Source organism: Ignatzschineria sp. LJL83, assembly GCF_054871845.1.
Window position 1 is genome coordinate 111,536 of record NZ_JBTXLY010000011.1, and the last position, 6,210, is coordinate 117,745.

At 40.0% G+C, this 6,210-nt stretch carries 5 protein-coding genes; 3 read left to right on the top strand and 2 right to left on the bottom strand.

Annotated features, from left to right (window positions below; all coding sequences use genetic code 11):
* The first annotated feature begins 3 nt into the window (after window positions 1–3).
* Entirely contained in the window at window positions 4–1,149 is a 1,146-nt protein-coding gene (locus tag ACYSN2_RS08450) for a DUF2868 domain-containing protein (protein ID WP_461749817.1), read from the top strand.
* Window positions 1,150–1,197: 48 nt separating this feature from the next.
* Window positions 1,198–2,568: a GTPase/DUF3482 domain-containing protein gene (locus ACYSN2_RS08455; protein ID WP_461749818.1), complete on the top strand. Its 1,371-nt coding sequence runs from the start codon at window positions 1,198–1,200 to the stop codon at window positions 2,566–2,568.
* Between the two features lie 47 nt (window positions 2,569–2,615).
* Here the strand turns inward: ACYSN2_RS08455 and ACYSN2_RS08460 are convergent, their stop codons facing one another.
* Window positions 2,616–4,532 (bottom strand): bifunctional 2',3'-cyclic-nucleotide 2'-phosphodiesterase/3'-nucleotidase, encoded by a 1,917-nt coding sequence (locus ACYSN2_RS08460; RefSeq protein ID WP_461749819.1) that lies wholly within the window; start codon window positions 4,530–4,532, stop codon window positions 2,616–2,618.
* 8 nt (window positions 4,533–4,540) lie between these two features.
* Window positions 4,541–5,626, bottom strand: coding sequence for a peptide chain release factor 1 (gene prfA, locus ACYSN2_RS08465; protein ID WP_461749820.1), 1,086 nt, complete (start codon window positions 5,624–5,626; stop codon window positions 4,541–4,543).
* A 97-nt stretch (window positions 5,627–5,723) separates the two neighbouring features.
* On the opposite strand from prfA, the gene ACYSN2_RS08470 reads away from it, so the two are divergent.
* Window positions 5,724–6,020, top strand: coding sequence for an FtsB family cell division protein (locus tag ACYSN2_RS08470; RefSeq protein ID WP_461749821.1), 297 nt, complete (start codon window positions 5,724–5,726; stop codon window positions 6,018–6,020).
* Window positions 6,021–6,210 lie beyond the last annotated feature (190 nt).

Consider the following 6,210-nt stretch of genomic DNA (forward strand, 5'->3'; position numbering starts at 1 on the left):
TACATGACAGAAAATATTGAAACGGCATTGCCACATTCGATTCAAAACAATCCATCATCGCCTTTTTCAAAAGGCGTTTTTGGCTTTTGTGGAATCCTACTATTTTTGGTCACAATCATTAGTAGCACTTCCCTTCTCTCTTCCCCGATTCATCCCATTGCGCTTGTGCTTGGAATATTAGTGCCGGCATATTTCTTCCTGCTCTTTGCGCTGATTCGAAAGCACTCACTCTTTACAACGCTTCTGCTCTTTTTTCAAAAGTGGATCCATCGCTTTCAAGAAAAACAAGATTCCCTCAAAAAAGCGCAAAATCTAAAATTAAATACAACCTTTGATCCTCAATTATTATTGCTATTATCCAAAGTCATTATGCATAGCGCTTGGATCATTGTTTTTACGGCAATCACGCTCAGTTTATTTTTTCAATTTACCTTACAGCAATATCATTTCAATCTTACAAGCACGCTCTTTCCCGAGGATAGCCGAGTTTATCAGCATATCATTCAAGTCTTAAATGCCATTCCCGATTTAATATTTGGAGAACTGATTTCGCCGAAAATCATTGATAATAGTTTAAAATCAAACATTGCCGATAACAATATATCCACTAATGAAGTTTCCAATGATAAAGCTTGGGCCATTTGGGTCATTGTGATGATTATCTGCTATGGCTTATTGCCGAGAATAATTCTGGCATTATGGGCATTTCGTAACTACAAACGGTATCAAACAACACTATTAACGGCGGAAACACCGAAAGCGCAAATCATCGATCCTGCGGCAAAACGCCCGATTCAAGAACGAGCGCCTAAAACCATTACGAAAGGAAATGGAAGCAACCAAGTTGCGCTCGATTTTGCACATGAGCTTCCCGAGAATATCCTGATTATTAATGATCGAAATGCGTTTAATCATTTCAAAGATCAGCTCACGAAACATCCGCTTCACGATCTTATCCTTTATATTGATGGCAATTTAACGCCCGATAGAAGCTTGCTTCGAAGAATTTATACGTTGATGAATCTCTCTATCAATAATACGATTATCCTTGTAGAATCTTCCCAAAGTCGCACGGATGAATGGCAACGAAAACTCGCGCCAAATCTCTATCCTAATGAGTCGATCATCCTGCAAAAATCTCCGATGTAGATTGAGCATTATAAATCATCGAAAAGATCATCTTGAAAAGGAATTTCCATGACAGCTAAAACTCTCAAAATCGCCATTGTTGGACATACGAATACCGGAAAAACATCGCTGATTCGTACGATTACGAGAGCGAGAAATTTTGGAGAAATCCGAGATGAAGCATCTACGACTATTGATGTTTCTGAGATTCAGCAAGCATCAGAAAAGCTCATTTTTACCTATATCGATACGCCCGGCATGGAAGATGCGATGGGGATTTTAGATTTTTTAGAAGAGAAATATCCGGCAAACTCACGTCTAAAAGAAGCAGAAAACCTGCAAAAACTCCTTGATAATCCCGATGCCAACCTTGAATTTGAGCAAGAAATCAAAGTCATCAAACAGCTCTTTAGCGCAGATTTAACCTGTTATGTGGTGGATTGCAGGCTTCCTTTTCTACCAAAATTTGATGATGAATTAACACTGATTTCAAAAACACATCATCCAATTCTCCCGATCCTCAATTTTGTGCAAGGAGAATATTTGGACACTTGGAAACAGCACCTTAAAGCGCATGGCATTCATCATTATTTAGAATTTGATACGGTAATTCCGCCACAGAAAAAACGCTTTTACGAGCAAATTGCGATTATGTTTCCGGAATATTATTCCGAAATCATGGCATATATTCAGTTAGAAACCTTGCAAGAAAATGCCCGCTTACAAGAAGCAATGAAAGTGACGGCAAATTTTTATCTCAATTTAATGACCTTACAAATTAAGGAAAAACGTACCACAAATCCCGAGTTTATTTTACAAAAACTCAATCAACAGATTGAAAAAATAGAGAAACGTGCGATCCAAGCGCTTCTCAAAATCTATCAATTCAACGAGGAAGATATCGCCTACTTTGCACTTCTAGCACAAGGCACGCAATATGAAAAAGAGCTGTTTACGAGCGATAATCTCATCGATTTTACCGTGCAATTTAGTAAAGGTGCCGGCGTGGGTGCGGGATTAATGGTAGGAATTGATGCGTTGGCAGGCTTTACAACGCTTGGCGCGGCTTCTGCAACCGGCGCTGTGATCGGCGGATTAGCAGCATCTTTTAAACATCTCGGAAGTAGCGTCATGGATAAGCTTCAAGATTTAGAAATTTTCTGCGTAAATGATGAAGCCATCCAACATTTTTTAGCAAGAATGCTCTATATTGTCGGCGCACTCAATGGCAGAAGTCATGCACAATTAACGCCGATTTACTTGGAAAGCGCGCATACTGTTTCTCATGAAATGAGAATGCTCATTCACGACACGAAATCCCTCAGAGCGCATCCTGAATTTTGCGAGAAAGATCATCTCATTATGGATCAAAAACGAGAAAAACAGCTTCTTCAGCTTTCAGAAAAAATTACGCAGTTATACGAGAATCATCAAAGCTAGCAGTTACTAATTAGCTATCGTTCATTATGTATAATTAATATGTTTCGTTAAGAAGATATTGTTGCATCAATATCTATTTCATAGAGCGCAAACTTCTCGGCATCAATGCCGACTTTCTGCATCATATATTTCGAATCTTGATCAATCACGCTGTGCGCTCGCTCGCTATTTGCCGTTTCCAACAGTAACTTCGTGCCTGTTAATGCCGGCAAATCTAAGCCCCAATTATCATCCGGCGAGATCGTTAATAACGAATCTTCCGTCATTGCCGTAATGTAAGAGAGGATTACTTCCGGAATCTCTTTTGTCGTTCCACAAACCACATTACTACTGCCGGCGCCGGGGAAACGATCCACTAAAGCACGATAACTATTTGTCGCTAAATAAAATTGATCCATTGGCTGAATAGCTTTCCCCTTAAACGTCAGCGAAGAAATACGCTCACTTTCCGCATTACAGAGCTCTAAATCAGGGCTATATCTCGGCGGATCTGTGGGATCAATCGTATATTCAATGCCTTTAATAATATCGAAATTATAAGGTCGATATTTTTCCCAATGAATGAGATGTTGCGGATTTTCATCATTTGGATCAATTGCATGATAAATACTCGCACAACATTCCAACCACTCTTTGAGATTCTTGCCGGTAATTTCTAAAACTACCAAGTAATTAGGATAAACATAGAGATCGGCAATATCTTTAAAGGATAATTCGCCGGGAGCAATCTCGGTAAAATAAGTGGGATCATCCTTTCGGCTGCCGACTTTAAAGAGCGGCACTACCGACAGAATCGGATAATCTTCCGAAATCCCCCGTTCCAACAATAGCTGCTCTGCATAATAACGCTGCGCATCTGCCACAATTTGAATGCAGTTATCATCTTGAATCAGAGAAAGATAACTATAAAATCCCGAATCGGTTTGGCAAATCGGTACGTTCATCGTTTCTCGTACTGCTTCATGTGCCGGCAACATGAGAGATTGAAGCTCGGCATTTACCGGCAAATTCTCTTCCAGATAATCTTCAACATACCGAAGATGAGAATTCCCTGATTTTACTTGCCATTTTCCGGCAACTTTCGTTAATTTAAGATCAATAACGCCTAACCATCTTGCCCAAGATCCCGGCATTACAGTAGGTGTTCCGCAGATAGTTCCTTCTGTAATATCCACCTGTTTATGCGCCATATCTTCAAAAGAGTTTGATGGGAAACGGCGATGTTGATGTCCGGTAATAAGCGCATCGACTTCGGGAATTTGAGAGATGTAATAAGCACTATTTTCCATTCCCGTTTCAAAGGGACGTTTCGAAATGCCGGTATGTGCAAGCACAACAATCAAATCCGCGCCTTGCGCTTTCAGCGATTTTACTTCTCTCTCCACAGATTGAACCGCATCATGCGTCATGAGCCGTTCATTCGTGATGGCATATTCGTCTAAATGGTTTTTATCCCAGGTTTCAATTTGTGGCGGTAAAATGCCGGTAATACCAATTTTTAGAGGAACGGTTTCACCTTTTTCTGTGAGAAATTCACGCTCTAAAATCACCGATGGCGGTAACAAATGCTCGCCTTCGAGGTTCGTAATATTGGCATTAATATAGGGAAATTGTGCTTGATTCAGCACTTCAAGGAGATAAGGCACGCCGAAATTAAATTCATGGTTGCCAAGTGTTGCCGCATCATAACCCATCGCATTCATTAAAGAATAAGCGGGATGCTCATCTTCTAACGAATAATCACGAAGATAATCGGATAATGGAGAACCTTGTAACAGATCTCCATTATCGAATAAAAGTGAGTTGGGATTTTCTGATCTTGCATCCTCAATCACCTTTGCAAGGCTAATCAGCCCGGCACGATCCACTGCTTGATCTTTATAGTAATCAAAATTCATATAAAAACCATGAATATCGCTTGTCGCTAAAATCCGTATCTGCAGTGAATCATCCTTCTCACTCATAATGTTATCTATTCATCTCCAATCGCCGCTAACTGATCCGCTTGGTTTTCTTGGATTAAAGGTTCGATCACTTGGTCTAAATCGCCATTCACAATATCTTCTAACTTGTAGAGCGTTAAGTTGATACGGTGATCGGTAATACGTCCTTGCGGATAGTTGTAGGTGCGAATACGTTCAGAACGATCTCCTGAACCAACGAGATTTCGGCGAGTTTCGCTCATCTCTTTCTGTTCACGTTCACGCTCTGCTTCTAATAATCTTGAACCCAAAAGGCTCATCGCTTTCGCTTTATTTTTATGCTGGGAACGCTCATCCTGACATTCTACGACAACGCCCGTTGGTAAATGCGTAATACGGATTGCGGAATCGGTTACGTTAACGTGCTGACCACCAGCGCCCGATGAACGGAACGTATCGATTTTAAGATCGCCGGCATTAATCTCAATCATCTCTGTTTCAGGGACTTCCGGCAAAATTGCAACGGTTGCCGCAGAAGTATGCACTCGACCTTGTGATTCTGTTTCAGGAACACGTTGAACACGATGCGCACCTGATTCAAACTTCAAGCGAGAATAAGCGCCTTGCCCTTTAATAAGAATAACGGCTTCTTTATAACCGCCATGTTCGCCGTGATGCTCACTGATAACTTCAACTCCCCAACGGCGATCTTCGGCATAACGCATATACATACGAAGTAAATCGCCGGCAAAAATCGCAGCCTCATCGCCACCGGTTCCGGCACGAACTTCAAGGAAGATATTGCTATCATCATAAGGGTCGGTTGGAAGTAGAAGAATGCTTAATTCTTTCTCTAAGCGCTCTTTCTCTGCTTCTAAAATCGGGAGCTCTTCTTTCGCGAGCTCTTTTAATTCGCTATCTGAACCATTAAAAATTTCTTTAATTTCAGATAGACCTTCTTCATTGGATCTCCAAGCATTAAATTCTGCTACAACAGGATCTAAATGTGCATATTCTTGGGAGAGCTCTCTAAACTTATTATTATTACTAATAACATCTGGATCAGATAGAAGATGAGACACTTCTTCTAAGCGCTCTTTTAGTTCTTCTAACTTAATAATTATACTGTCTTTCATTCGTCACTTTGCGCTATAATAGATTATTCAATTTTGCCGAACATTATCGCAAATCTAAAGGCGTTCGTACATTACGAAATGATCAAATATCTCAAATATGAAGCTAATGCACCTTTTACTCCTGATTCTCCTAGTTGTTTTAGGATTACTCATCAAACAAACATGGTTTGATGAAGAAGCTGGTCGTAAAAAATTAGATGATTTGCAGACTTCCTTAGATGAGCTCAAAATTCAAAATGAAAAACTCCTTGAGCAAAATAACCAAATCAGACAGGTTATTAACGGCATTAAACATAATTATAATTCAAGAGAAGAGCTTGCTAGAAAGCATTTAGGCTTAATTAAAGAAGATGAAACATTCTTTCATGTCATCTCTTCTGAGGATTCTCAATAAAATATCTAGGTAGCTTTAATTCGAGAGCTTATTCTTCTAACCTCATTATTCTAATTCCTTAGATCCAAGTATGAAGTGCGACACTTTTTAACTATCTGAAACGGAAGTAAGATGTGACAATGTTCCATTATCCATCCCTTCCCGGAGTTGAATTATGTCGCATTATTCACATCTTACCCTTGAAGAAAGG